Genomic DNA, 25,066 nt, shown 5'->3' with positions numbered 1-25,066 from the left:
GCGACGGTGTCCAGCGCTCCACCTTCGCCTCGGCACCGCTCACCCGCGATCGCGACATGGTCGCGGGCCCCCTCCGGCTCGAGATCGTGGAACCGATGCAGGTCCTGCGTGTCACGCTCGACGAGCAGGACGGGATGTCGGCCGACCTGACGTTCACCGCGGTCACCCAGCACATCGAGGACAGCAGGATGCGGCGGGAGTCCGGAAACACACTGATCGCCGAGCGGGTGCGCACGGTTCAGTTCGGCGAGTGGTCCGGTTCCTTCACCGTGGACGGGGTGACGACGTCGTGTGACCGCACCGACTGGTGGGGTTTTCGTGACCGATCATGGGGTTCACGGACCACGGGCACAGCAGCCGAAGGAAAGGACTCTGCCCACAAGAGCGCCATCTACTTCGCGTGGACGCTGCTGCGATTCGACGATGAATGCCTCCTCGTCGCGGTGAACGAGACACCCGAGGGCCTCAGTGAGGCCCGCACCGTCGCGGTGCTCCCGTTCCTCGGCCCCGACGATCCTGCATACGGCGAAGAGGACAGGATCCTGCGCAGCGACACCTTCGGTTTCGACATCGACTATGCGCCCGGAACCAGACGGGCACGACACGTCTCCCTGACCGTCGGTCCCCGCGGACCGGTGTCCCGCTCTATCGAGATCGAACCGGTGGCCGAGTTCCTGATGCAGGGCCTCGGGTACTACCACCCGACGTGGAAACACGGCACCGACCACGGAGGACTCGCGGTGGGCTCAGACGCCTGGAAACTCGCCGACGCCGTACCGACGAAGATCGAGAACGTCCACGCCCAACAGATCTGCAGGGCGACACGATCCGACGGATCGGTCGGACTCGGCCTCTTCGAACACGTCGCGATCGGACCGCATCATCCATCGGGCCTACCGGAGGGAATTGCCCCGGCGACGACAACGCCTCCGGTCACCCGATAGATCCCGCCCCGTCCGGGCAAACTCGGCCGCTTGTCGACGCCGCTTTGCCGAATATGGGCGGACAGTGGGGGTGAGTCGTGCCGGGGACGCCTATATTCCAAGACATGGGTGAGGAAAGCGGACGCCTCGACATCGAGGCGGTCAAGGTCCCACGACCGGCCGATGTCTTCGCCGAGACGATCCGGGACAAGATCATCTCGGGCGAGTTCCCCGTCGGGACCCAACTGCCGCCAGAGCGACAACTGGTCGAGGACAGCGGACTAGCACGGTCGGTGGTCCGCGACGCACTCGGGCAACTGCAGAGACAAGGCCTCATCGTCGTCAAGACGGGTCGCCGGGGCGGTTCGATAGTGTCGCGGCCCACGGCGTCGGCCTTCATGAGTTCGGTGGCGCTGCACCTCGAAGGGTGGGCGCCCAGCACCGAGATGCTCGTCGAAGCCCGACGGGTCATCGAGCCATGGTGTGCATACTTCGCCGCCGAGCGCCGTACGAACGACGATCTCGCGGAGCTGACATCGATCAACGACAGGACCGTCGAGGCATTCGAGAGCTCCCGAGACTTCGTCGACTGCAAGATCCAATGGCACAGCGCGGTGTCGAAAGCCAGCCACAACGAGGTCCTCTCGACCTTCATCGAGGCCGTGTCGCGTGCTGCTTACCGGCAGTTTGACGAGGACACCCTCCTTGGCGATGACGCAGCGATGAAGCACTCCCTGAGCGCCCACACCGAGATTACGAATGCGATCGCCAACCGGCAACCCTCGGTGGCATTCCGCTTGATGGCCACGCACCTCGGCGCCCCTGCGATTGGCGCATCTTCGGATGGTGCAGGCGGCCAGTGACGGTGCACTCGACGAGTTCATCCCCGATTCGTCGAGCTGTGGCACCCGTACTCGTCGTAGACCACGCGGTCTGATCAGCTGCGCAGCGCTTTGAGCTCCCCGGACTGCTCGGCGGTCGCCGCCCAGCTGCCGAGCAGTCTGAGTCCGTCCGCGGCGCGGGTGTCGGCGGGTGCGGTATAGACGATCAGCGTGAGCCCGGGGTGGGCGGGTAACTCCATGGCCTCGAAGTCCAGATCCAGATCCCCGACGACGGGGTGGTGCAGTTTCTTGTGCCCGGTGCGGTGGAAACGCACGTTGTGCGCCGCCCACCGAGTGCGGAAATCCTCACTTCGGGTGGAAAGTTCACCGATGAGCTCGATCAACTGCTTGTCGTGCGGGTTGCTCCCGGCCTCCGAGCGCAGCATCGCGGCGATGTCGTCGGCGGCGCGTTCCCAGTCGACGACAACTCCTGCGATGCCGGATCGAGAAACACGACCCGCGCATTGTTGGGCGGACGCCGCGAATCACGGTCCAGCAGCGGCGCATACAACGCCCGCGCCATCCGGTTGGCGGCGAGCATGTCGTGGCGCGTTACGCACCCACGCCGGTGCGTCGACGATCGCATCGAGAACCTGCTGGATCCCGGCCGTCACACCGGTGGCCTTGGCGCGTCGTCGTGACGGATGTGTCTGTGCGGCGCGCGCCAGATCGAACAGGTGGGCGCGCTCGGCGTCGTCGAGCTGTAACGCACTCGCCACCCCCTCGAGCACCGCATCCGATGCCCCGGCCAGGTTGCCACGTTCCATCCGCACGTAGTAGTCGATACTGACCCCGGCGAGCAGCGCCACCTCCTCACGGCGCAGCCCCTTGACCCGCCGGTTGCCGCCGTAGGCGGGCAGGCCTGCCTGCTCGGGGGTGATGCGGGCACGCCGGGTGGTCAGGAACTCCCGGACCTGGGCGCGGTGGTCATCGCTGGTGGTGCTCGTCGCCGGGGCCTCCCTCAGAGCTGTTCGCGTGCGTAGCGTCGATCAGGCAGTCGTCGATGAAAGAAGGAAACCATGCAGTATCGTCCACTCGGCCGCACCGGGGTGCAGGTCAGCCCGTTGTGCCTGGGCGCCATGATGTTCGGCCCGTGGGGTAACAACGACAGACAGGATTCGATCCGAATCATCCACGCCGCCTTGGACGCCGGGATCAACTTCGTGGACACCGCCGACGTGTACTCCGGGGGTGTGTCCGAAGAGATCGTCGGCGAGGCGTTGCGCGGCCGGCGTGACGACGTGTTCCTGGCGACGAAGTTCTTCATGCCGATGGGTGAGGACCCGAATCACCGTGGAGGGTCGCGCCGGTGGATCATCCGCGAGGTCGAGAGCTCCCTCGAGCGGCTGAACACCGACCACATCGACCTGTACCAGGTTCACCGGCCGAGTCCCGACACCGATATCGAGGAAACCCTCGGCGCGCTGACCGATCTGGTGCACGCGGGCAAGGTCCGCTACATCGGCTCGTCGTCGTTCTCCGGTTCCCAGATCGTCGAAGCGCAATGGGCGGCGAAGCAGAACCGCTTCTCCCGGTTCGTCACCGAACAGCCGCCGTACTCGATTCTGGTGCGCGGCATCGAGGGGGATGTGTTGCCGACCGTGCAACGCCACGGCATGGGCAGCCTGACCTACAGCCCACTGTCCGGCGGTTGGCTGTCGGGTCGGTGGCGCAAGGACGCCGCCGCCTCCCCCACGTCGAGTGCACGACCAAACGCCCGCTTCGACATGTCCAGCCCAGCCAACCAGCGCAAGCTCGACATCGTCGAGGAACTCGCCCTGCTCGCCGAGCAGTCCGGGATGGCGCTGATCGAGCTGGCCATCGCTTTTGTGATCAACCACCCCGGCGTCACGGCGGCCATCGTCGGCCCGCGCACGATGCAGCAGCTCGAGTCCTACCTGCCCGCTGCCGACATCAGACTGTCGACCGGGGTCCTGGACCGGATCGACGAGCTCGTCGCACCGGGCGTGACGATCAACCCGGATGACAACAGCTACGGTGCACACGAACTCACGCCCGAGGCTCTCAGGCGAGTCTGAGAACCTACGGACAATCTCGAGGTGTGACAGCAGCTTCCACAGTTCTGTCGGAGGCACCCGAAGGGTTTCACCATGAGCAGGTGGTCCACGACGACACGTTGTCGTGGACCACCTGCTATGTGACCTACCGGGACGTCAGCGGGTACCTGCCTTGGCGTACTCCGCGATGGAGTCGATATTGGTCTTGTCGATGAACGCCGGACCTGTGAGGACTGCCTGCCCGCCGCCCATCATGTTGCCGTTGGTCAGGTAGAGCCACAGCGAATCGACCGCCAGGTAGCCCTGCAGGAACGGCTGCTGGTCGACCGCCCACTCCACCTGGCCGCTGCGGATCGCGTCGACGAGTGCGGCATTGGTGTCGAAGGTCGCCACGCGCGCGTCGCTGCCCGCGGTGCCCTTGGCATCCACCGCGGTCATCGCGATCGATGCGTCGAGCGCGATGATCCGGTCGATCGACGGGTCCTGCTGCAGCTTCGCCGTGAGCGAAGCGTTCACCGACGGCATGTCGGCACTGTTCACGTTGATGCGCTCCAGCGTCGCCGTGCCGCCGAGGCCCTTCTCGACTCCGTCGCAACGGGATTCGAGCGAGACGTTGCCCTGCTCGTGCACGATGCACAGTACGTGCTTGGCATTCTCGTCGGCGAGCCGCTTACCTGCCGCCTCACCGGCGATGTTCTCGTCTTGTCCGAAGAACTGCTGGACTCCCATCGCCTGCCACTGGTCGAACCCGGAGTTGAGGCCCACCACGGGGATTCCCGCCTCCAGTGCCCGGCCGACCGCCGGCGCCATCGCGTCGGGCTTCGCCAGTGTCACGGCGATCCCGTTCACCTTCGAATCGATCGCTGTCTGCACGAGATTCGCCTGATTGGGTGCCTGCGGATCGGCAGAGTACTTCAGGTCGATGTTGTCCTTCGCCGCGGCAGTTTCGGCGCCCTTCTGGACGAGATCCCAGAACGCGTTGCCGGGCACGCCGTGGGTGATCATGGCGACCGTGTAGCGGGGCGTGTCGGCCTGACCCGCAGACAGCCCGTTGCCGCCCGAGTCCGGTTTCCCGCCGGTGCTCGAGCAGCCCGCCAGGGCCAGGGTCGTGGCCGCGACCGCAGCAACCGCGACCGTCACCGCGCGCCGGCGCCGTAGTGGTGTTCTCATCGTCGTGCTCCTTTGGTTGACGATAGTGCGAAAGGTGTTGGGATGTGGTTACTTCTGGGCGGGCAGCAGGCCGATGCCGGCGAAGTACTCACGGGTGCGGATGGCGATCTGCTTGGCGCTTCCCGGCGGCGCCGGATACATGTCCTGCTCGATGATCAGGCGCAGGTCCCGGTTCAAGGCGGCGAGGTCGGCCAGCAGCGGCTCCATCGTCGGCACACCCAGCGGTGGTTCGACCATCGCACCACGCTGCACCGCCTCGTAGAACCCGACATGGTCCTCGCGCGCCTTGGCCGCGATACCGGGATCGACTTGCTTGAGGTGGATGTAGCTGATCCGGTCGGGGTAGCGCGAGATGATCTCGCCGTTGTCGCCCGAGCAGTACGAGACGTGCCCGGTGTCCAGGCACAGCGACACGGTGTCCGGATCGGTGTCGTCGAGGAACTTCTCGATGAAGTTCTGACTGTCGACGTGAGTGTCGACGTGCGGGTGGAAACCCTGCGTGACCGAGAAGGCGTCGGCGACCAGCCGCCCCAGCGCCGAATGCCCTTCGGTCAGGCCGCGCCATTCGTCCGCGGTCAGTTCGGCGGCCTGGGTCAGTGCGCCGGTGTGCAGGTCGGTGTACTGCTCGGGCAATACCACCAGATGGTGAACATCGAAGGCCGCCAACAGCTCACAGACGTCGAACGCGTCCTTGCGGACCTGCTCGAAGGCCTCGGGGCCGCGATGCAAGGCGGTGCCGACGGTGCCGCCGGTCAGCGACAGTCCCCGCTTACCCAGCTCGTCCCTGAGCTGTTCGGGGTTCGTGGGCAGGTAGCCGTACGGGCCGAGTTCGATGGTGGAGAACCCCGCCTCGACGACCTCGTCGAGGAAGGTGCTCCAGTGCGGCTGTTTCGGGTCGTCGGGAAACCAGATCCCCCACGAGTCCGGGGCGGTGCCCAGGCTCAGGCGGGCGAACGCCGGGTCGGCGACGGGCTGCAGGTCGGTGTCGGAAAGAGGCGAATTCATCGGTGATCCAATCGGATTCGTAGGTATCAGGCGTGGCTGACCGCGGGAGCGGTGCGTTCGACGATGGTGTCGATGTCGACGGCGGTGCCGTCGGCGGCGGCGAGCGAGGCGGCGTCGACGACGCGCATCACCCGCAGCGCCGACGGGAAGCTGGTGTCCATCGGCTCGCCGGCGAGGATGCAGCGCACGAAATGCTGGATCTCCGCGACGAACGCCTCGGCGTATCCCGTGCCGACTCCCCCACCCGGCATGGCCGCGACGTCGGAGAAGTAGGGGTGCTGCGGCCCGGTGAACACACGCCGCGGACCGGACAGCGCTGCGGGACCGTCGTCGAGGTGAATATGGAACTCGCCGGCGGCGATCGAATCGAAACGGGCGTGGCCCTTCTCGCCGTGCACCTGCACGCCGAGCGAGTTGGGCAAGCCGACAGCGATCCGGCTGACGTGGATCTGCCCGATGGCGCCGTTCTCGGTTTCGACGGTGAGCAGCGCGACGTCGTCGGTGTCGACGACGCCGGTCTGATCGGAGCCCGGGATCGGCCGTTCGGTGATCGCCGTGTGCAGGGTCGCGGACACGACCCGCCGGATCGGGCCGACGACGTGCTGGACGCTGTCGATGGCATGGGTACCGATGTCGATCAGCGCACCCGCGCCGGCGGTCTCCTTGGCATAGCGCCAGGAGAACGGGGCGTCGGCCGAGGCGCCGTAGTCGGCGTTGTACCAGGCGGTGAAACTGCGCACCGATCCGATGGCGCCGCCGGCGACCGCGTCGCGGACCGCGGCCAGACCGGGCAGGCGCCGGAACGAGAACCCGACACCGGTCACCGCGGCCGACTGCTCGGCCAGCGCCACCAGCTCGGCGGCCTCGGTGGCGTTACGCCCGATCGGCTTCTCGGCCAGCACATGCTTGCCCGAGGCCAGGATCGCCGGCAGCACAACGGCGTGCACGCTGTTGGGCAGCGCGACGCTGATCGCGTCGATGGTCGGGTCGTCGAGCACGCTCTGCAGGTCGGCGGTGGCCTCTCGGTAGCCGTACCGGTCGGCGGTGCGTCGGGCCAACTCCACGTTGGGGTCGACGACCGTCGCCAGATCGATGGCGACCGAGTCGAGGCCGGCGGCCATCGAGACATTGCGGAAACCGAAGGCGTGCGCCTGGCCTGCGGCACCGGCTCCGACGAGGGCGACGCGAATCGTGCGGCGGGAGGACATGGGGCTGACCCTGCTTTCTCAGACTGGATTGGAAGGACCTGGTCCGCAACTTGGAGCGTTCCAGGTCTCAAATGTAAGCCAGACCACAAAGAATCGTCAACACTCGACTCAACAATCGTTGAAATCCACGCGACAACGGTGGAAAATGGCATGGATCGTTCCAGTCATCAGGCCACCGGACGAGACCCTCGACCCATGAAGGAAGTGCTGCCGTGACCACCACAGACGACGCGTCCCCCGGGCGGAGCACCCGGCCGACCATCGTCGACGTCGCGCGGCGCGCGGGCGTGTCCAAGTCGCTCGTCTCGCTGGTGCTGCGCGGCCAGCCCGGCGCGAGTGAGGCCAATCGCGCCGCGGTCCTGCGTGCCGCCGACGAACTCGGCTACCGCGCGAACGCGGCGGCGCGGGCGCTGGCCGCCCAACGCACCCACACCGTCGGCGCGATCCTGTCCGACCTGCGCAATCCCTGGTTCATCGACCTGCTCGCCTCAGTCCGGGCCGAGCTCACCGCGCACGGACTCACGCTGTTCCTGTCGGAGGACTTCGGCCTGGAGAAAGACGCCTCGGTGCTCGACGCCTTCGTCGAGGCCCGCGTCGACGGGCTGCTGTGCCTCGGTACTCTCCCCCCGGCCGCTCATCTGCTGACGACCGCACGCACGCTGCCCACCGTCGTCGCCGCCGGCCGCGAACCCGACCTCCCCAACGTCGACGTGGTGACCGGCGACGACCGGGCCGGCGCCGCACGTGCCATCGAACATCTCGTGAGTCTCGGGCACCGCCGCATCGCTCATCTCGCCGGCACCGGCCGCGCCGCGGATCTCCGCGCCGAGGGCTACCGCGACGAGATGCGACGCCACGGTCTCGACGGACTCATCCTCGTCGAGGTCAGCGACCGGTCCGAGGAGGGTGACCGGACGGCGGCGATGGCACTGCTGTCGCGCGACCCACGACCGACCGCGATCCTCGCCAACAACGACTACGCGGCGGTGATCACCATGTCGCTCGCACAGACGCTGGGACTCGAGACCCCCGCTGACGTCAGCGTGGTCGGCTACGACAACAGCTATCTCGCCCGGATCGGCTACATCGGCCTGACAACCCTGGACAACAACTACACCGACATGGGAAAGCTTGCGGTACAACGCCTCATCACGCGGATCGCCGAGCCCGACGCGGCACGAACGGTGACGCTGCTCGACCCGACCCTGCAGCCGCGCAAGACATCGGCCGCCGTTCCGGCGGTTACCTGACCTGCCCGCCAACTTCGTCCCCCACACCCGCGATCCTCCGGTGCCTGCAGCCGGGGGACCATCGCAAGTCCAGGGGAAGAACAGTTGGCCCGCCTACTCGGCCGGCGGGGTGAGGCGGTAGACCAGCCCGGCGGTGTCGTCGGTGACGTAGATCGATCCGTCCGGGCCGGGGACGGCGTCCACGCTTCGGCCCCAACGGGATCCGTCGGCGTTCTGGAAACCGGTGACCAGCACGGTCGGTGTCGTCAACGATCTGGTGGCGTCATCCCACCGGCTGTAGGCGACATACGGTTCCCGGGGCGGCTGCCGGTTCCATGATCCGTGCGCAGTGATCAGCGCTCCGCCGGACAGGGATTCGGGTAACGCCGAACCCTGGGTGAACACGAAGCCGATGGGGGCGCTGTGCGCGGGCAGGCCCAGCATGGTCCGTCCGATGCTGTTGCAGTCGAGCCGGTCGCCGTCGGGGTTGTTGATGGGGTCGTTCACGTATCCGATGTCGAGCAGCTCAGCGGTCCCGCCCGAGTTCGGAACGCAGTACGGCCACCCCAGATCGGTGCCCGGGCCGATCCGCGACACCTGCTCGACCGGATTCTCGTTGACGTAGCTTCGGACGACGCGCCCGTAGTCGCCCTGGTCGTCGCGGAACGGGTAGGGCTGGTTGTCGCCCTGGTTGACCGCGGTGAACAGGGTGCCGTCAGGTGCGAACGACAACCCCTCTCCGTTGCGCACCCCGACCGCCAGGGTGCGGTTGCCCGTCCCGTCCTGTGCGACCTCGGCGATGGTGGCCCGCTGCGGGTTCGACGTGCGATCGACCGGGTCACGGTTGGTCGCCGATCCCACGTTGTAGGCGATCGTTCCGTCGCGAACGGCGACCATCTTGGCCGGGTGGTTGCCGTCGTCGGGAAGGCCGTCGATGACCACCCGTCGATTGCTCAGCGCGCCGTCGCGGTAGTCCCACGAGACGATGCGGCCCGATTCACCGACGATCATCAGCTCGCGGCCGTTGTCGTCGGTGAACGCGATGCCCTGCGGGTTGTCGAGACCGTCGAGAAGTGTTGTGGTGGTGGGCGCTTGGTCTGGCCCGTTCGGACTGAGCAGGACCAACGAACCGTTCTGCCCGGTGGAGACCACCAGCTTCCCGTCGGAGGTCCACGCCGCCATGCGTGCCTCCGGGACGTTCGCCCACACCCGGACATTCCATCCCTGCGGCAGGTTGAGTGAGTGCCCGGCTGCGGACCCGGCGTCGGTGCCCGGTGCCGTGGTCAGTGGAACAGGCAGCAGCCGAGCAGCATTCATCGTCGACGGCAGCGTCGACGGGGCTGCGGCAACACCCGACTCGCCCGATCCTCCGTCTTCGCTGCAGGCGACACCGGCGCCGGTCAGGACGGCCACCATCGCGATCTGACCACATCGGCGGCCCCACCGGACGCGTCGGTTGGGCTTGAGGGGTGTTGTCACGACACTACTCACCGTCTCAACGGTACTGCGTCTGTCCCCGCCACCGCCGTGCTCTGCTACGCCTCGGGGATCTCGAGCCCGAACCGTTCACGGGTGATCACCTCGGGCTTCGGACCGCCCCGGATTCCGGTATCGAGCGTGTCGATGGCCTCGAGTTGTTGATCTGTCAGCACGAAGTCGAAGATGTCGAAGTTCTCGGCGATCCGCGACGGGGTCACCGACTTCGGGATGGCCTGTCGCCCTTGCTGCAGATGCCAGCGCAGCATCACCTGGGCGGGTGTCTTGCCGTATTCCGCGGCGATCTGCCCGATCACCGGGTCGTCGAGCGTGGATCCCTTTGACCCGTCCCGGTAGAAGGTGATCCCTCCGATCGGCGACCACGCCTGCGACACGATGCCGTGTGCGGCGTCGGCGTCGAGAACTGCGGTCTGCCGGAAGTACGGATGCACCTCGATCTGGTTGATGGCCGGTACCACCGACGTCACGTTCAACAAACGCTCGAGGTGGACAGGCATGAAGTTGCTGACACCGATGGCGCGCACCCGCCCATCGGCGTACAGCTTCTCCAGCGCCCGGTAGGCATCGATGGTGAGGTCGAACTCGCCGGGCAGGGCTTGGTGCAGGATGAGCAGGTCGATCTGCTCGACACCGAGTTTTCCCGCACTCTTGTCGAACGCGTGCAGGGTGGCGTCATAGCCGTAGTCGGTGATCCAGACCTTGGTCTCGAGGAACACCTCGGAGCGGTCGAGGCCCGACCGTGCGATCGCCTCACCGACGCCTCGTTCGTTCAGGTAGGCGGCCGCGGTGTCGATGTGGCGGTATCCGACGTCGAGAGCGGTCGAGACCGCCGCAGCGGTCTCCTCAGGCGGCGTCTGGAAGACCCCGAATCCGAGCGCAGGGATCTGTACTTCGTTGTTCAGTGTCAATGTCGGGACGGTCATGAATCCACCCTAAGAAGATCCTCACACCTCGGGGAGTGACTGACGAACCCGGTAATGACAGGACCTCCCACTCACCGCGACGCTCGAGGTCGCCCGGCCTGACGACCATCGAGAGACGCCGCGGGGGAACACCGGCGACCACGATCGTGTTGCAGATGAACGAGTGGGATAAGGACTAACGACTGATGGCGCTCATCGGGCGGCCAGTCGAACGCGGTCCGGCATCCGGCTCGACGCAGGTGGTGATCGATGGCAACTTCGCCCGCACTGGGCGGCGGCCGGCACGGATGGCCGCGATGGATGGCGCTGTTCATCGCGATCATGGTCGCGGCGCCGTTGGCCCTGCACGCCCCCACCACGATCCTGGCTGCAGCCGGTACCGAGCAGCCCACCGGGCGCGGGCCCACCCAGAGTGCCGCACAGCGGGCGGTGGCGTTGGGCGAGACGACCGCGGCCGACCTCGGAACCATCGACGTCGACATCGCGATACTCGACCGCCGAGACGATCGGATCTCGGCGAACTCGTCGGCAACCACACCCACCCTGTCGGCATCCCTGGCGAAACTGATCCTGGCCGTCGACATCGTCGATCGTCACCGCGATGCCGGGACCATCCTGGGCGAACCAGACCTCGGGCTGATCGGGCGCGCCCTGGGGCCGAGCGACGACCTCGCAATGAATGAACTCTGGACCCGCTTCGACGGACCCGCCGCGATTGCCCGCGTCGTCGAGCGCCTCGGTCTCACGGGGACCGCACCGCCCGCCCTCCCCGAGTTCTGGGGGCAAACGACCATCACGGCGATTGATGTCGCGCTGGTCTACCGATATGTGATGGGTCTGTCCGCGGCAGAACGGGATCTGATCCTCACGCCCCTCGCATTCGCCCCCGCACTGGCCGCCGACGGCTTCCTGCAGGATTACGGACTCCTCTCACCCGACGTGGGCGGGGCTGCCGCGAAGCAGGGATGGATGTGTTGTCCGGACGGATCGCTCTATCTGCACAGCGCGGGACTCATCGGAGAGTCTGGCCGGTTCGCGGTCGTGCTCTTGGGTCGAGGGTCCCCCGACCTCGGGTGGGAGGTCGCGCGGCAGGAACTCACGACCGTTGCTGCCGCAATCACGAACACACTGACCGCGGATGCTCGGCAGCTGTCATGAGCATGCAGCCGCCCTGATCGCCTGGGAGTCTCGCGATCTCCGTTGCTGAGATCCCAGTGGCGTCCCAGCGGCACGGCGATCCACGCTCGTCTTTGCCGACCGAATGATTGGTATTCATAACCTCACCGTCACCCTCACCGCGAAACAGAACACCCCACGGCAAAGCGCCGACTATGGTGGGGTGCACCGGGGTGTGGTCGTGACCAATCAAGAACGACGAACATGGGGCGACCTATGACGTTCTCACCCTCGTGGCCAAGACCGACAAGGAGTAGTGATTCCCCGATGACTGTTCGTGTTGCCGTGTGCTATGGACATCCGACCGATCCGGAAGCATTCGACGAGTACTACGAACGGGTCCACATCCCGCTGGCGAATGCCGTACCCGGATTGACCGAATTCACCTGGGGAAAGGCCTCGTCGCTCGACGGCTCGCAGCCGCCGTATTACGCGGTGGCCAATCTCTTCTTCGCCGACGCCGAGGCGCTGCAGGCGGGTCTGGGATCCCCCGAAATGACGGTGGCCGCTGGCGACGTCCCCAATTTCGCCAGTGGCGGGGTCACGATGTTTGTGCAGGATGAGGTCTCGGTTCGCACCTGACGGCATCCCGCGGTATCACCGACGTCCGGGCGCTCGACGAGCATCGGGCGGGTACGAGCGAAGTCTCACGGAGGCAACCCTCCGTGAGACTTCGCAACCTCACACCACTCGAACCGTCGACGGTGCCGCCCCGCGGTTGGGGACCGCTGTCAGAACAGGCTGGCCGTCAACCCACCGTCGACGACGTACCCGCCGCCGGTGCAGAACGACGCCCGGTCCGACGCGAGGAACAGCGCCAGCGCGGCAACGTCCTCGACGGACACGTAACCGCCCTGAGCTTGCTTGATGATCGCATCGAAGTCCACGCCCACGGTGTCGCTGTAGGACTGTTTGTTGCTCGTGACCAGCGCCGTCTCGGCGAAGCCCGGCAGGATCGAGTTGACCCGGATGCCGTGCGGCCGCAACTCGAGCGCAGCGGTCTTGGACAGGTTGACCACCGCCGCCTTCGCCGCGCCGTAATGCCCGACCAGCGGAGTACCATGCAGCGCGGTGACCGACCCCACGGTGATGATCGACCCCGGTGTGCCCGCGGCGATCATCGCGCGCGCCGCGTGCTTCACGGTGAGGAACACCCCGTCGAGGTTGATCGACATCATGGTGCGCCACATCTCGAACGACATCTCGGCCAGCGGCGACACGCTGGCGATGCCCGCATTGGCCACGACGATGTCCACCTGCCCGTGCAGGTTCAGCGTGTGATCGATCAGGTCGGACACGCTGTCCTCGTCGCGGACGTCGCACCGGCGCGCCGAAGCGTCCGGAACCGTTCCGGCGGCGTCGGCAGCGGCGGCGTCGTCGATGTCGGAGATGACGACCTTGGCGCCGTGCGCGGCATAGCTGCGGGCGACCTCGAGGCCGATGCCGCGGGCGGCACCGGTCACCACGGCGACCTTCCCGGCCAGCGAATCGGCGGCCTGTTCGGACTTGGCGAGAGTTTCATTCTTTGTCATTGGTGTTCTCCTAGAAGAGGTTTGCGGTCAGGCCACCGTCGACCAGATAGTGGCTGCCGGTGATGAAGGGGGTCTCGGCGGAGGCCAGGAAGGCGACCATCTCCGCGACGTCCTCGGGAGCGCCGAACCGGCCCTGTTTCAGCGCGATCAGTTCGTCGAACGGGATCGGGGAGATCGCCTCGACCGGGCCGGCCAGCCGGTCGGCCATCTCGGTCTGCACGATGCCCGGGCAGACCGCGTTGACGCGGATGCCCTGGGCGCGCAACTCGATCGCCACCGATTCGGTGAACCGCACGACCGCACCCTTGGAGGCGCAGTACGCGCTGAGCAGCGGTCCGCCCGCGGTTCCGGCCACCGACGCCATGTTGACGATCGCGGCGCCCTCGGCCTGCGCCAGCGCCGGCACAGCGGCCTTGGTGAACCGGAACGTGCCGGTGACGTTGATGTCGAGGATGCGGGTGAACTCCTCGTCGGTGAGGTCGATCACCGGCTTGGCGATCTCGATGCCGGCGTTGTTCACCAGAAGATCCAGTCCGCCGAACCCATCGACCGCGGCCGCAACAGCAGCGGTCACATCAGCGGTGGACCGGACGTCACAGGCGACGCCGATACACCCGTGGCCGAGTTCGGCGGCAGCCGCCCTGGCCCCGTCACCGTTGATATCGGCGATCGCCACCCTGGCGCCGCCGGCGACCAGACGTTCGGCGATCGCCCGCCCGATTCCGCGTGCGCCACCGGAAACAATGGCGCGACGACCCGAGAGATCGTTCATGTTAACTTCTCCAATTTCTCTGTTGTAGAGTCTTTTTCAGATTTCCGAAAGTGCCTTGCAGGCGGCGTGGTAGCCGGCCATGCCGTGAGCACCCGGCCCCGGCGGGGTGGCCGCCGAACAGATGTAGGCGCCGGCAACACCCGTTGAGTACGGCGACAAGGTCACGCGAGGCCCGAAGGTCAACTGCCGGATGTCCTTGGCGCCGGTCATGATGTCGCCCCCTCTGTAGTTGGCGTTGTACTGCCCCATCGCGGTCGCCGACCGCACCGTGTGCCCGACGATCCGCTCACGGAATCCCGGCGCGAAGCGCTCGATCTGGGCGATGATCGCCTCGGTCGCGTCGCCGGTGTAGCCGTTGGGCACATGCGCATAGCTCCAGATCGGATGGATGTTGCCGACCGACCGCTGCGGGTCCGCGAGGTACTGCTGCCCGACGAGCACGAACGGCCGTTGCGGCATGCGCCCGGCGGCGATGTCGCGCTCGGTCGCCGCGAGTTCGGCGAACGTCCCGGCCAGGTGCACGGTGCCCGCCTTGTGGGCGTCGGCGTTGGTCCATGGCACCGGGCCTTCGACGGCGAAGTCGACCTTGAATGCGCCCGGCCCTCGCCGGAATCGGCGGTAGGCGCGGGACACTCGCGCCGGCAGCCGATCGCCGAGGATGTCGGCGACCGCCTCGGGCGACAGGTCGAACATGAGTACGTCCGAGGGCGGCAGGTCCGCCACCGATGTGACGCGGGTGCCGGTCTCGATCTTGCCGCCGAGGTCGGCCAGTTTGGCGGCCATCGCATCGGTGATCGCGCGTGACCCACCCGCGGCTACCGCCCACCCATGCCGGTGACCGGCGGTGATGATGCCGAGCCCGATGGCCGAGGTCATCGGGAGGTGCAGCGGCCGGAACGTGTGCGCCGCAACACCTCCGAACAACGCTCGGGCGCCCTCGGTGCGAAACACCCTCGCTAGTGCCGATGCCGGCAGCACCGTCGGCGCACCGAACCGGGCCAGGGCGAGCGGATGGGACGGCACGCGCAGCAACGGGCCCATGATGTCGTCGGACAGAGCATCGAAATGCGATGCCGGACCACCGAACAGAGCGCGCCATGTCGAACCGTCCCGGCCGAGGCCTGCCGCGGTGTCGTCCACGGAGCGGTGCAACACCCCGGCGCTGCCGTCATCGAGTGGATGCACGCAGTCGAGGTCGGTCCACCGCCATTCGAGGCCATAGTCGCTGAGCCCGAAGTCGCTGTGGAACGGGGAACCGACGGCCATCGGATGGATCGCCGAGCAGTGGTCGTGCAGCAGGCCGGGCACCAACGCCTCGCTGGTGCGGGTGCCGCCGCCGATCTCGTCGGCGGCCTCGAGCACCGTGACGTCCAGTCCGGCCTGCGCCAGGGTGAGGGCGGCAGCGAGCCCGTTCGGCCCGCTGCCGACGACCGTTGCGGTACTCATCGTCGAGTTGCCTTCGCTTGCGGTCGGGTGTTCACGCCTGCACCCCGTGACCCTGGCCATGGCGGCCATTGGCCAGCGAGAAGGTGACCTCGGTCGGGATCGGACCGTCGGGCAACCACGGCTGGGCAGCGACGGCGTCGGCGACCTTCCAGGTACCCCGCTCGATCACGCCGAGCGCCGCGTCGATCACCTTGTAGTGCTGCACCGAGCTGCCCCAGGCCTGCGACTCGACCCAGACCACGATCAGCTCACCGGGCTCGAACTGCGCTTCGGTCTGCACGGCGGCGATCAGGTCCTCGTTGTGCAGGTGTCCGTCACCGAAGTTGAAGCCGATCAGCGTGTTACAGATGAACTCGGCTTCCCGCACGATGCGGGTGTCGATGTCGGGGACCGACTTGAGCAGCACCGAGAACAGTCCGCGCCCCTGGCTGTGCATCGACCGCCAGGCGACCGGCTGGTTCATGGTGACCTCGGCCCACTCCGGCTCGTAGCCGAACGCGACGAACTGGTCGACGGTGTTGGATGCGGAGCGGGTGACCTTGTTCAGCTTCTCCTCGGCACCCGGCGCGAATGCCCATGTCGCCGAAGCCCAGTTACCGGCGTACTGCCGCATGGACGGGAGGAAGGACACCTTGTCGGGGCGGAAGTTGCCCAGGATCGGGAAGAACAACAGTCCGGCAACGATCACGGCCAGCAGCCACCACGAGGACATGTCGGTGACCGCGTAACCGTCCCACGACGGGAAACCGATGAACAGGAACAGCGTCGTGTAGGCGAACAGCACGTTCCACTCCAACGGCACCGCGAGCGGGAACGTCGAGATGATGAACAGGTGGAACGCGACCATCCCGACAGCAGCGACGATGGTGAGCGTCTTGTTGGTGGAGAACAGCAGGACCAGCGGAGCGGCGATCTCGACCGTGGTACCCAGGACGTGGGCCATGAACTCGGCGAGCTTCGAGGGACGCAGATCATTGGGGAAGTCCCGGTAGTGCGCACGCTTGAGCCACTTGAACGGAATCGCCGGGCTGTTGCTGACCATGGGCGGGATGACGTTGGCGAAGTGCTTGCCGAACTTCGACACACCGGCACCGACCCAGACGACGACGATCAGCAGTTTCAGCGCGATGATCATGTCGACGAATCCCAGCACCGTGAAGAAAAACATCGCGGGCAGGTACTGCTCACCGCGGGCACCGAGGAAGATGGTCTTGTCACGGAGACCGATCAGCACCAGCAGCGCCATCGGAGCGATCAGCAGTGCCGGATTCACCAGCCCGGACGTGTTGTCCGGCAACATCTCCGACATCGAAGAACTCGCCACACCGGGCATCACCAGGGTGATAACAAGGGTGACCAACAGAGCCAGGTACACCCCGATGTCGAACCAGGTGCGACGGTCACCGGCGGTGAACGGAACCCACTTGTAGGGGCGCAACCGGATGGTTCCCGGGCGTGCCCAGAACCGGATACCGCCGGTCATCGGCTTGACCTTGCCGGCCAGCGGACCCCACGAGCCCGCGACGCCGATGGCTTCCAGCAGCACGGTCCACAGGACGAACTTCTGGTAGACGATCGGCTGATTCCACCACTCGGCGACATGCCAGAACGCCGGCAGACCCGAGGTGGCGGTCGCGACGATGACGCCGCCGAGGGCGTAGAAGAAGACGAGCTTCATGATGTAGATGGTGTGGACCATCCACGGCGAGCCGAAGCCGTGTTCGACCCAGTTCGTGCTCAAGATACGCAGACGCTCTTGAAGCGGTCGGCGCAGGAACTCCTGCGGATCGACCGCGGGGAGGTCGGGCTTGGTGAATCCCATTGTGATTTCTCCTGATTCGGTGTGGCGGTGGGAAGTGGATCAAGCAGAGGCCGAGGCGGCGGTGACGCGTTTGCGCAGTGTGGGTTTGTCGATCTTGCCCAGCGGATTCTTCGGCAGTTCGTCGAGGACCGTGATCGTGGCGGGCCATTTGTATTTCGCGAGTGCTACGGCCAGGTGCTCACGGACCCGGTCGACGTCGATCGAGTGCCCGGCCGTCGCGGACACGAACATCACCGGCTCTTCCCCATACAGCGGGTTGGCGCGGCCGACGACGGCGGCCTCGGCGACCTCCGGCAGCCGGTAGGCAACCGTCTCGATCTCCTTGGGGTAGATGTTCTCTCCGCCGCGGATGATCATGTCCTTGGCACGATCGACCAGCATCAGGTAGCCGTCGGAGTCGATGACACCGATGTCGCCGGTGTGCAGCCATCCGTCGACCAGGGTCTTCGCGTTCTCCTCGGGACGGTTGAGATAGCCGCGCATCACGTTCGGGCCGGAGATCAGCACCTCACCGGGTTCGCCGTCGGCGACCGGGCGGCCATCGGAGCCGGCGATACGGATGGTCTGGCCCGGCAGCGGCAGCCCGACGGTGCCCGGCTTACGCTTGCCATGCAGCGGATTGGCGGTGCTGGCGCACGACCCCTCCGACAGGCCGTACCCTTCAACGATCGGGACCCCGTAACGGTTTTCGAACCTGTCAAGCAGTTCCACGCTGGCCGGGGCGGCACCGCACACGGCGAAACGCAACGACGAAGTGTCCGGGGCCTGCTCGGCAGGCAGGTCGGCAAGCATCGTGTAGATGGTCGGGACCGCCGAGAAGTACGTGGCCCGGCTGCCCTCGACACGGCCGAAGAAGGTGCGCGGGTCGAAACGACCGGCAATCGTGGCGCGGCCACCGACGATCAACGGCGACAGCGTGCTCACCACGATGCCATTGACGTGGAACAGCGGGAGGATCAGCAGGCTGTGATCAGCCCCGGTCAGCTCGAAGTGATCGATGACCGAGCCGCACATCGCGTCGAGGTTGGCGTGATCGAGCATCACACCTTTCGGGCGGCCGGTGGTACCGCTGGTGTAGATCAACAGCGCCAGACCGGCCGGATCCGATACCGGCTCGATGTCGTCGGCCGCCGGGTCGGCGGTCAGGTCACCGGTCGTGATCACCCTGGCGCTCACGCCCAGATCAACCGGATCGGCGACGACGAGAACCTTCGCGTCGGCATCGGACACCTGATAGCCGGCCTCATCAGCCGACAACGACGGATTCAGCGGCGTCACAGCCGCACCCAGCCGCCACGCGGCAAACAACGAGACCACGAGGTCGACGGTGTTGGGAAGCATGACGGCGACGACGTCACCGCGGCCCACCGAGTGCCGACGGAGGGTCGACGCCGCCCGAAGTACCGCGTCGAGGAAGGCCGCATTGTCGAGGCTGACACTGTCGTCGTCGAGGCATGCGGCGGTCGGAGCGGCCGCAGCGCGGCGATCGGGCAGAGAGGAGAGAATCACGGTCGAGTCCTGACATCGGGCTTTCTGAGGTACTCAATAACCGTAGAAATCAGTGACTCCTCTCACACCGTCGTCGCGCGACGAAGTCCGTTCACACGTTTGTCTCGGGAAAACAAACAATCGGCTTCGTGATGCCGAGACCACGCCTACCTTTGATGTTGTGGTGGTTCACGACGACAACCAGTCACGAAACGCCGACAGCGTGGCCGCGATGATCGACCGGATCTCGGGGCAGTCAAATGACCTGATCGGGGGCATCCAGCAACACCTGGCCGCAGAGATCGTCGAGCTGCGTGGCGACACCCAGCTGCTCGAACTCCTGCGTGCAAGCGTCGCCGGCAACGTGGAAACGGTGATCGACGCCCTGCGCTATGACATCGCCATCGAACGTGTCGAGCCGCCGACCGCAGCTCTGGAGTATGCCCGCCGGCTGGCCCAGCGCGGCATCCCGGTCAAAGCTCTGATCCGCGCCTACCGACTCGGTTACCAGCAGATGCTCGACTACACACTCGCCGAAATCCGTAAGGCCAAGCTGGAGCCCGGGCCGGCGCTGGACGTCTTCGAGGCCGTCAGCAGCGTCAGCTTTCAATACATCGATCGGTTATCAGAACAGGTGGCAGACGCCTACGAGACCGAGCGCGAGCGCTGGGTCGAGAATCGCAACAGCGTCCGCGCGGTCCGGGTTCGGGAGTTGCTCGACGGGCCCGACGACCACGCCGGGACGATCGACGTCGACGCCGCAAGTACCGCGATCCGGTATCCGCTGCGGCGGACTCATCTCGCGATGATCCTCTGGACCGGCCAGAACGATGCTCCGGGACGCGAGTTGCTGGATCTCGAGCGCTTCGTTCGCGAGCTCGGCGAGTCCCTGAAGCTGCGGGATGGCGCGTTGTTCGTGGCGGCCGACCGCGTCAGCGGGTGGGGCTGGCTCCCACTCGGCGATGCCGACTCCACAGCCGATGCCATCGATCACCTTCGTCGATTCGCGTCCGATACCCCCGATGCACTCTGCCTGGCCGTGGGCGCCCCGCTGCCGGGGCTTAACGGCTTTCGGCGGTCGCACCGGCAGGCGCAGAATGCTCGCGGCGTCGCGGTCGCCGGGTCGTCGGAGCCTCGTCTGACGATGGCAGGTGACCCGGGCGTGGCTCCGGCCGCCCTGCTCGCCGGAGACCTCGCGCAAACGCGCGAATGGGTCGGCGACACGCTTGGCGCACTGGCCAAAAACACCGACAACGACGCCCGCCTGCGCGAGACCCTGCGCGTTTTCCTGCACGAGAATGGCAGCTACAAAGCCGCCGCCGAACAGCTGAATCTGCACCACAATTCGGTCAAGTACCGTGTGCAGCGCGCCTTCGAGCGGCGTGGCCGGTCAATCACCGACGACCGCCTCGACGTGGAACTGGCGCTGCTCGCCTGCCATCATTTCGGTTCTGCAGTACTGGCCGCGCCGACCTCCGATTGATCAGGTCTGGCGACCCACGACTCGTCAGATCACCCGGTATCCGATGGTGCGCGCCTGACTACGCACAAGTGTCTCCACCGCCCAGAGTGCTTCGGAAAAGTCCGGGTGGACCGGAAACGCATCGGCGGATCGGTCGGTGACGACAATGTTTGGCGCCCCGGTCATCGTCGAGTGGACATGGATGCCGTCGAGGTCTGGGAACTGCTCGTAGATCGCGCGTGACCATCTGCGACACACGCGTTTTGGTGCCGCGTTGAGTACGAACGACGCCCCGTTGCGGATCGCCCAGGTGTCGGTCAGATCGAGAAGCCGCAGCGGCCTGGTGGGACGCCACGCGGTGAGCTGGGGGCCGTTACCTCGCAGATCGATGACCCGGTCTTGCTGGTAGACCTCGGCGAGGGCGGTTTTGATGTCGGTGGCGTTGTAGTGCACCCCGACCGAGCTTGCCGCCGGTCGAGGACCAGGGTGAGGGTCGTAGCGCATGTCGGCGAGGGGTCCGAAGGTGCGGGGTGTGTTCCATGCCAACACGTGGATTCCTGCGGTGCGGTGAATGCGCCACAGGATGCCGGCGAAGCTCGTGACGTCTCGCGACTCCGCACTGAGATCGGCCGGCGGATTCTGGGGGACCTTCGGCAGCCTCTCGTTCACCACTGGCCCAGTGCTTCAACCGCTTCCGCAGCCAGGGTGGGATCCCCACCGTCGATGAGGTACTCGACGATCGTTCGACTGTCGAGTTCTTCTCGTGGAGTGGTCATCCGAGCTGCGATCGTTTGCGGGGCATATCCCGGGGGAATGGCAGCGACGATGCGGTCGAGTCCAGGGATGGTGTCGTGCTCGGTGAACTGCCAGGTGGGGATGCGCTTCTGCCCTCCCAGATCGATGGCCCACAGTCTACGGCGGCCGATGCGGCGCGAGATGGTAGAGCGGTCGAGGTTGAGTCGGTCGGCCGCTTCTTGCACGCTGACTGTGGTTGCGAGCAACTCGGCGGCCCGTCGAGCAGCAGCCTCTACGTCTTGCGTGCGCACCGCGTCAATGGGTACCTCCAAAGCCTCGGCGACGCCTTCGCCCCCGTGTTTCTTCAGGTAGTCGACGGAGGCGGCCGTCAGCGGGGCGTGACGCAATGAGTCGAGCGTGTCGAGGACATGGCGCAGCACTGTGGACGCGGTTGCATCCACATTTCTCGCGGCCAACGCGACGTCGAAGTCGTCAACGCTCGTCATGTGCACATGGTAGACCTTCCGTGCACTGGTGTGCATCGCAGCTCGTTGCACGGGCCTGCTCGACGGCATCCCCGGAGCGAAGGATGGTCGATAATCACCACATCATGACCATCGACCGCTCAGGACGACCCGAATGACCGGACCCGCCGAACCTACCGCCCCTGCCACGCCAGCTGATCCGCTGAGCATGACCGACCGCGAGCGCGTGCAGCGCCGCACGCTCACCGTCGTCGTGTGCAGTCAGGTCCTCGGCGGCGCCGGACTCGCGGCCGGGATCACCGTCGGCGGCCTGCTCGCCCAACAGATGCTCGGCTCCGACACGCTCGCCGGTGTGCCCACGATGCTGTTCACCCTGGGCTCGGCGCTGGCCGCGTTCCTGGTCGGCCGCTTCACCCAACGCTTCGGACGGCGCATCGGCCTCGTCGCGGGATTCGGTGCCGGCAGTATCGGCGCCATGGGGGTCGTGGTGGCGGCCACCACCGACACCGTCTGGCTGCTGTTCGTCGCGCTGTTCATCTACGGCGCAGGCACCGCCACCAATCTGCAGGCCCGCTACGCGGGAACCGATCTGGCGTCGCCCGCGCGCCGCGGGACCGCGATCAGCGTGGCCATGGTCTCCACCACCGTCGGCGCGGTGGCCGGTCCCAATCTCGTCGAACCCTTGGGCGCACTGGCCCGCAGCCTGTCGATCCCCGAACTCGCCGGACCCTTTCTTCTCGCCGCGGCCGCCTATCTCGCCGCCGGCACGGTCCTCTTCGCACTGCTACGCCCAGACCCGCTGCTGCTCGCACGCCGACTCGATCATGCGGCAGCGACACAGACATCGGCCGCGCAGCCGACCGACGTCCCACCTCCGGGTGTCGGGGCCTACGTCGGCGCGACCATCATGGTCCTCACCCAGATCGCGATGGTCGCGATCATGACCATGACACCGGTGCACATGCGTGCCCACCATCACGAACTCGGCGCGATCGGGGTCGTCATCGGCATCCATGTTGGCGCCATGTACCTGCCCTCCTTGGTCACCGGCGTCCTGGTAGACAAGGTCGGCCGGCTCCCAATGGCCGTTGCCGCCGCGGTCACCTTGTTGTTGGCCGGTCTGACCGGCGCCCTCGCGCCCGACGACTCTCTCGGGTTGCTCATCGTCGCGCTCGCGCTGCTCGGGCTCGGCTGGAACTTCGGCCTGATCGCCGGCACCGCACTCGTCGTCGACGCCACGGTTCCCGACAACCGCGCCCGCACCCAGGGCAGCATCGATGTCCTGATCGCACTCGCCGGCGCCGGAGGCGGGGCCATGTCCGGCATGGTCATGTCCGCGACCAGTTACGCCACCCTCGCGCTCGCCTTCGGCTCGCTGTCCCTGATGTTCATTCCGGTCATGTACTGGGCACGGACGCGTGGACGACGGGACGCGAATGCGGTGGAGGGCGTGTGAGGACACGGTTCAGCCGTCAGCGTTCCGCGGAACGCAATGCACCGTGTCCCGCTGCTACACCGCCGCCCGGATCTGCTCGACGATTCGCAGGGTTGCGAGGGTGCGCTCGTGATCGGCTGTCGGGTCGTTCTCCCCAGCCACGAGTTCGGCGAATCGTCGGATTTCGTGGACCATATTGTTGGCGGGTCCGTCGAACGTGTGCTCGGTGACGGTGCCGTCGAGCAAACTGAGCGTCGCCGACGTCGGTTCGGCGACGTGGTCGAACGTGAGAGTCCCCGACTCCCCCTGGATCTCGTTGACTCGATCCGACGCGGTGATCTTCGAATACGACAGGTCCACGACGAGACCGTCGTAGATCGCCAGCGCCGCACCCGCTCCGTCGGCACCGCCGGGAATCGGCACCGATGCGGACAGCACTCGAACCGGCTCACCGAACAACCGCAGCATCGCCGCGATGGGATAGACACCGAGATCGAACAGCGCTCCACCGGCAAGTGCGGGATCGAAGATGTTCACGCGTTCACCGGCAAGCACTTTGTCGTAGCGGGCCGACCGCTGACAGTAGGCCAGCGACGCACGACGCAGCACCCCGAGTTCGGGCAGCAGATCGCCAATTGCGTCGAGCGCGGGGTCGTAGCAGTTGCGCATCGCCTCCAGCAAGATCACACCGGCGTCCGACGCGGCCTCCGCGAGCCGGATGAACTGAGCCTCGGTCGGGACGGCGGGCTTTTCGACCAGAACGTGTTTGCCGGCGGCGATGACCGCCTCGGCCTGCTCAGCGTGCACGCCGTTGGGCGAACCGATGTACACCGCGTCGATGTCCGGCGAGGACAACAAGCCATCGAGATCGGAGCTCGACGCGGGCAGACTCATCTCCGCAGCGAATCGTGCCGCGCGGTCCGCATCGCGCGAATACGCCGTGGTGACCGCGACGGCGGGCACCCCGGCGGCTGCGGCGATGAACCGGCCGGTGATCATGCTGGTGCCGATCGTCGCCATCCGGATCATGAGGTCATTGTGCCGGTCCGGAATAGATCCCGGTGGCGCCTGCGTTGAATCACGCGACGGTCTCGGAATCTCTGCCCCGGGCCCCAACTCATTTCGCCGCTTCGAGCGGCCACTCGCCGAGAGGCGCATTGTTCTCCGACCGTCGCCTTTCACGGAGCCGCCGCCCCCACCCCGGGCGGCGGCTCGGTGTCCATCAGCGCGTGGCGCGGCCCATCGTGTAGAACTCCGCATTGGGTGCCAGCGCCGCCAGATGAGCCAGCCGGTTCGAGGCCGCGAACAGTGCAGTGATCGAGCCGACATCCCAGATCTCGTCGTCGGTCAGTCCCGCGGCGCGTGCCGTGTCGATGTCGTTCTGGCCGAAGAGTTCGGGTTTGCGGGTCAACGCGAGGGCGAGGTCGACGATCGCTCTCCTGCGGTCGTCCAGTTCGGCTCCCCAAGGGTTGGTGGCGACTCGATCGGCGAGATGCGGGTCCTTCGTCCGCACTCGCAGGATCGCACCGTGCGCGACCACGCAGTAGCCGCAGTGATTCGCCCCGGAGGTCGCCACGACCACCAGTTCCCGCTCGGCTTTGCTCAGCCCTTCGTCGCGCTCCATCAGCGCATCGTGATAGTCCAGGAAGGCCCGCAGCTCGTCGGGTCGGCGGCCGAGCGCCCGAAAGATGTTCGGCACGAATCCGGATTTCTCGGCGATCGGCGCGATCCGCTCGCGTAGATCATCGGGTAGATCGTCCAGTTCGGCGACTCCGAATCGACTGTCCGCCATGAATGGTCCTCCTCAGACCGGAAATGCGCACAACAAGCTACCGGCCTCACTGTGCCACAACGGTGGT

22 protein-coding genes and 1 pseudogene are annotated in these 25,066 nt (G+C 66.5%); 8 read left to right on the top strand and 15 right to left on the bottom strand.

Translation table 11 applies throughout. The annotated features are described in order from the left end of the window. Positions 1–944 (top strand): Rv3169 family protein (locus GORHZ_RS08625; RefSeq protein WP_006332131.1); only part of this gene is annotated, 944 nt, incomplete at its 5' end. A 104-nt stretch (positions 945–1,048) separates the two neighbouring features. After that, complete coding sequence (locus GORHZ_RS08620; protein ID WP_040530824.1) at positions 1,049–1,786, top strand: FadR/GntR family transcriptional regulator; 738 nt, start codon at positions 1,049–1,051, stop codon at positions 1,784–1,786. Positions 1,787–1,860: 74 nt separating this feature from the next. Here GORHZ_RS08620 and GORHZ_RS08615 read toward each other — a convergent pair. After that, positions 1,861–2,769: pseudogene (locus GORHZ_RS08615) on the bottom strand (helix-turn-helix domain-containing protein). A gap of 54 nt (positions 2,770–2,823) precedes the next feature. Here GORHZ_RS08615 and GORHZ_RS08610 point away from each other — a divergent pair. Then, positions 2,824–3,843: an aldo/keto reductase gene (locus tag GORHZ_RS08610; protein WP_006332108.1), complete on the top strand. Its 1,020-nt coding sequence runs from the start codon at positions 2,824–2,826 to the stop codon at positions 3,841–3,843. Between the two features lie 135 nt (positions 3,844–3,978). On the opposite strand, the gene GORHZ_RS08605 is transcribed toward GORHZ_RS08610, so the two are convergent. From GORHZ_RS08605 to GORHZ_RS08595, 3 genes are read right to left on the bottom strand one after another with little or no spacing between them, the layout of a single operon-like run. Next, positions 3,979–4,992: a substrate-binding domain-containing protein gene (locus GORHZ_RS08605; protein ID WP_006332107.1), complete on the bottom strand. Its 1,014-nt coding sequence runs from the start codon at positions 4,990–4,992 to the stop codon at positions 3,979–3,981. 48 nt (positions 4,993–5,040) lie between these two features. Next, positions 5,041–5,997: a sugar phosphate isomerase/epimerase family protein gene (locus GORHZ_RS08600; protein ID WP_006332106.1), complete on the bottom strand. Its 957-nt coding sequence runs from the start codon at positions 5,995–5,997 to the stop codon at positions 5,041–5,043. 26 nt (positions 5,998–6,023) lie between these two features. Then, positions 6,024–7,205 carry a Gfo/Idh/MocA family protein gene (locus GORHZ_RS08595; RefSeq protein WP_006332105.1) on the bottom strand — a complete coding sequence of 394 codons (1,182 nt, stop codon included), beginning with the start codon at positions 7,203–7,205 and terminating at the stop codon, positions 6,024–6,026. 212 nt (positions 7,206–7,417) lie between these two features. On the opposite strand from GORHZ_RS08595, the gene GORHZ_RS08590 reads away from it, so the two are divergent. Continuing rightward, the gene (locus GORHZ_RS08590; protein WP_006332104.1) at positions 7,418–8,455 is read left to right on the top strand and encodes a LacI family DNA-binding transcriptional regulator; all 1,038 of its coding nucleotides are present in this window, start codon (positions 7,418–7,420) and stop codon (positions 8,453–8,455) included. 93 nt (positions 8,456–8,548) lie between these two features. On the opposite strand, the gene GORHZ_RS08585 is transcribed toward GORHZ_RS08590, so the two are convergent. Beyond that, positions 8,549–9,925, bottom strand: a complete 1,377-nt coding sequence (locus tag GORHZ_RS08585) for a PQQ-dependent sugar dehydrogenase (protein ID WP_245551382.1) — start codon at positions 9,923–9,925, stop codon at positions 8,549–8,551. A gap of 44 nt (positions 9,926–9,969) precedes the next feature. Then, on the bottom strand, positions 9,970–10,854 hold the full coding sequence (locus tag GORHZ_RS08580; RefSeq protein ID WP_006332102.1) for an aldo/keto reductase: 885 nt from the start codon (positions 10,852–10,854) through the stop codon (positions 9,970–9,972). Positions 10,855–11,103: 249 nt separating this feature from the next. Here GORHZ_RS08580 and GORHZ_RS08575 point away from each other — a divergent pair, with 249 nt between their 5' ends. Then, complete coding sequence (locus tag GORHZ_RS08575; protein WP_051998811.1) at positions 11,104–12,012, top strand: hypothetical protein; 909 nt, start codon at positions 11,104–11,106, stop codon at positions 12,010–12,012. Between the two features lie 285 nt (positions 12,013–12,297). After that, complete coding sequence (locus GORHZ_RS08570) at positions 12,298–12,612, top strand: EthD family reductase (RefSeq protein WP_006332100.1); 315 nt, start codon at positions 12,298–12,300, stop codon at positions 12,610–12,612. 149 nt (positions 12,613–12,761) lie between these two features. On the opposite strand, the gene GORHZ_RS08565 is transcribed toward GORHZ_RS08570, so the two are convergent. From GORHZ_RS08565 to GORHZ_RS08545, 5 genes are read right to left on the bottom strand one after another with little or no spacing between them, the layout of a single operon-like run. Further along, positions 12,762–13,562: an SDR family NAD(P)-dependent oxidoreductase gene (locus tag GORHZ_RS08565; RefSeq protein WP_006332099.1), complete on the bottom strand. Its 801-nt coding sequence runs from the start codon at positions 13,560–13,562 to the stop codon at positions 12,762–12,764. Positions 13,563–13,572: 10 nt separating this feature from the next. Continuing rightward, positions 13,573–14,334, bottom strand: a complete 762-nt coding sequence (locus tag GORHZ_RS08560) for an SDR family NAD(P)-dependent oxidoreductase (RefSeq protein WP_006332098.1) — start codon at positions 14,332–14,334, stop codon at positions 13,573–13,575. A gap of 36 nt (positions 14,335–14,370) precedes the next feature. Further along, the gene (locus GORHZ_RS08555; protein WP_006332097.1) at positions 14,371–15,780 is read right to left on the bottom strand and encodes a phytoene desaturase family protein; all 1,410 of its coding nucleotides are present in this window, start codon (positions 15,778–15,780) and stop codon (positions 14,371–14,373) included. Between the two features lie 31 nt (positions 15,781–15,811). Further along, positions 15,812–17,602 carry a DUF3556 domain-containing protein gene (locus tag GORHZ_RS08550; RefSeq protein ID WP_006332096.1) on the bottom strand — a complete coding sequence of 597 codons (1,791 nt, stop codon included), beginning with the start codon at positions 17,600–17,602 and terminating at the stop codon, positions 15,812–15,814. A gap of 39 nt (positions 17,603–17,641) precedes the next feature. Further along, positions 17,642–19,111 (bottom strand): class I adenylate-forming enzyme family protein, encoded by a 1,470-nt coding sequence (locus tag GORHZ_RS08545; protein WP_006332095.1) that lies wholly within the window; start codon positions 19,109–19,111, stop codon positions 17,642–17,644. Positions 19,112–19,322: 211 nt separating this feature from the next. Between GORHZ_RS08545 and GORHZ_RS08540 the strand changes: the two genes are divergently transcribed. After that, complete coding sequence (locus tag GORHZ_RS08540; RefSeq protein WP_051998813.1) at positions 19,323–20,573, top strand: PucR family transcriptional regulator; 1,251 nt, start codon at positions 19,323–19,325, stop codon at positions 20,571–20,573. Between the two features lie 24 nt (positions 20,574–20,597). Here GORHZ_RS08540 and GORHZ_RS08535 read toward each other — a convergent pair whose 3' ends face one another. Together GORHZ_RS08535 and GORHZ_RS08530 are read right to left on the bottom strand one after the other, a co-directional pair. Continuing rightward, a complete protein-coding gene (locus tag GORHZ_RS08535) occupies positions 20,598–21,224 on the bottom strand; it encodes an RES family NAD+ phosphorylase (RefSeq protein WP_006332093.1) in 627 nt (208 codons plus the stop codon). Then, positions 21,218–21,829, bottom strand: coding sequence for a helix-turn-helix domain-containing protein (locus GORHZ_RS08530; protein WP_006332092.1), 612 nt, complete (start codon positions 21,827–21,829; stop codon positions 21,218–21,220). The genes GORHZ_RS08535 and GORHZ_RS08530 overlap by 7 nt, the downstream gene beginning before the upstream one ends. A 151-nt stretch (positions 21,830–21,980) precedes the next feature. Here GORHZ_RS08530 and GORHZ_RS08525 point away from each other — a divergent pair, with 151 nt between their 5' ends. After that, positions 21,981–23,228, top strand: a complete 1,248-nt coding sequence (locus tag GORHZ_RS08525; protein WP_245551381.1) for an MFS transporter — start codon at positions 21,981–21,983, stop codon at positions 23,226–23,228. Positions 23,229–23,282: 54 nt separating this feature from the next. Here the strand turns inward: GORHZ_RS08525 and GORHZ_RS08520 are convergent, their stop codons facing one another. Together GORHZ_RS08520 and GORHZ_RS08515 are read right to left on the bottom strand one after the other, a co-directional pair. Beyond that, positions 23,283–24,236 carry a Gfo/Idh/MocA family protein gene (locus GORHZ_RS08520; RefSeq protein ID WP_006332088.1) on the bottom strand — a complete coding sequence of 318 codons (954 nt, stop codon included), beginning with the start codon at positions 24,234–24,236 and terminating at the stop codon, positions 23,283–23,285. A 193-nt stretch (positions 24,237–24,429) separates the two neighbouring features. After that, positions 24,430–24,999, bottom strand: coding sequence for a peroxidase-related enzyme (locus GORHZ_RS08515; protein WP_006332086.1), 570 nt, complete (start codon positions 24,997–24,999; stop codon positions 24,430–24,432). Positions 25,000–25,066 lie beyond the last annotated feature (67 nt).

It is taken from the genome of Gordonia rhizosphera NBRC 16068, assembly GCF_000298195.1.
Classification (GTDB): domain Bacteria; phylum Actinomycetota; class Actinomycetes; order Mycobacteriales; family Mycobacteriaceae; genus Gordonia; species Gordonia rhizosphera.
The sequence above is the reverse complement of the archived record's forward strand: the minus strand, read 5'-3'. Positions and strand labels throughout refer to the sequence as shown.